The organism is Mesorhizobium sp. M7A.F.Ca.ET.027.02.1.1 (genome assembly GCF_004022985.1).
GTDB lineage: Bacteria > Pseudomonadota > Alphaproteobacteria > Rhizobiales > Rhizobiaceae > Mesorhizobium.
In genome coordinates, this window is the sequence record NZ_RZOL01000673.1 from 1 (window position 1) to 1,917 (window position 1,917).

Consider the following 1,917-nt stretch of genomic DNA (forward strand, 5'->3'; position numbering starts at 1 on the left):
GTCCTCGAAATCGTAATAAAGGTTGGCGACGGTGTAGACATTCATGTGCCCGGCGCGGCCCGCCCGGTCCTGCCACTGCGACTGGTGGTCGAGCGACAGGCCGAGACGGCCAAGCAGGCTGTTGTTGCTGCCGGGAGTAACCCTTGCGCCAAAGGCGTCGGTGAACGCGTCGAGGTCGACGGACGACCAGGCAAGCTGCGCTTGCGGCGTCAGCGACCAGCTCGGGTCGAGCATGATACGCTTGCCCGCTTCGACGCCGAGCGCGTAGCCGACGCCGTTGTTGCCGTCGACGAGCCGCTGTCCGGCGGTCGCCGAGTCGAGATCGCTGTTATACCAGATCACCTGCGCCTGGCTGTCGAGGTAGAACCCTTCCGCGCCATACCAGGTCAGCGAGCCTGAAACGCCGGTGCCGGTGGTGTCGATCGACCCGCTGCCGAATAGCGACGAGACGTCGGCTGACAGGGTGCCGTACTGGAAAGCGACACCGCCGATGAGCTGACCGGCGGCGCTGTCGGAAAGCAGCATGTCGGCGCCGGTCTGCAGCCTCCAGGTCGAAGTGTCGTAACTCGTCGCGGTCGTCGAATTCTGGGGATCATAGGAGCCGCTGGTGCCCTCGATCCTGCCCCACAGGCCGATGCCGGCTTCGGCCCTCACATCGTCGGAAACACCGTCGGCGCCTTGCGCTTCGACGGTCCACGACCGGTTGCCGAGCCGCTGCTGCAGAGTGCCCAACTGGTTGAAGGTCTGCAACGCACCCGCATAAGCCTCGTACAGCGGTGCGCCGGCCTGATAGAGCGGAGTTCCGGGTCCACCATCGATCAGGGCGGAACGCAGATACCAGTCGCCGTCGCCGGGCGTGCTGGTTCCGCCCTGGTAGAGCCGGTAGGCATAGGCGCCGCCGACCACCGCCTGATCGCCTTCGAAGGAGTAGTTGCCCTTGAGCGAGAAGCTGCCATTCGAGATGCCGCCGACATCGACGACCTTGATGCCTTCGACAGTCTGCGCCCCGCCGCCACCGAGATTGACAATTTGGAGCGTACCCGTGCCTGACGTGCCCCCGGCGATAACCAGCATGTTGGTCTGTGAGTTGTCTGCACCCAGGGCGGCGCCGATGAGAACATTGCCGCCATTGCCGACATAGTCGCCACTGACGGTCAGCTTGCTTCCAAGACTGCCGGCGATACCCACAGTCCCGGCATTGGTCAGCTCGGCTATGGTCTGCGAAGTGCCGGCGAGATCGAGCGTCGCACCCGCCGCGACCGAGAACTGCGACGAAGAGCTGAACGCGTTGGCCGCGCCCGCGGCGAGCGTGCCGCCGATGACTGAGGTGGCGCCGGCGAAGGCCGAGTTGTTCGAGGTGAGTAGCGCCGTGCCTGGACCATCCTTTACAAAAGTGCCGGCGCCGGAGAGCACGCCGGCATAGCTGGCGTTGGCAGACTGGTCGAAGGTGAAGGAGCCGCCCGCGCCAACCGAGACATCGCCGCCGAAGCGCTCGGCCGCCGAGACGAGGCCGCCGTGGTCGATCGTCCACTCGAGCAGCGAGGTGCCCGAAAGCGTTAGCGAGCCGGCGCCGTCCTTCACCATCGTGCCGGTGCCGGAGATATCGCCGGCAAAGCTGGCGTCGGCCGTCTGGTCGAAGACGACGGTGCCGGAGTTGCCGATGTCGCCATGGATCGAAGCCGCATTGCCGATCAGGGTGCCGGCACTCACCAGCGTATTGCCGCCATAGCTGTTCGTTCCGGTGAGCGTCAGCGCTCCGCTGCCGGTCTTGGCAAGGCTGCCGGCGCCCGAGATCGCGCCGGACAAGGTGAGGTCGGTCACAGTGTCGAAGGTGCCACCGGTGGCCGCAAGCGTAACGTCGCGCGCCGAGCCGAAGACCGCCGTGTTGCGCAACGTGCCGCCGGAAAGCGTCAGGAC

At 66.0% G+C, this 1,917-nt stretch carries 1 protein-coding gene; it reads right to left on the reverse strand.

The features are described from left to right. The coding region (locus EN749_RS34970; RefSeq protein WP_128364881.1) for an autotransporter outer membrane beta-barrel domain-containing protein at nucleotides 1-1,917 on the reverse strand (1,917 nt) is incomplete at both ends.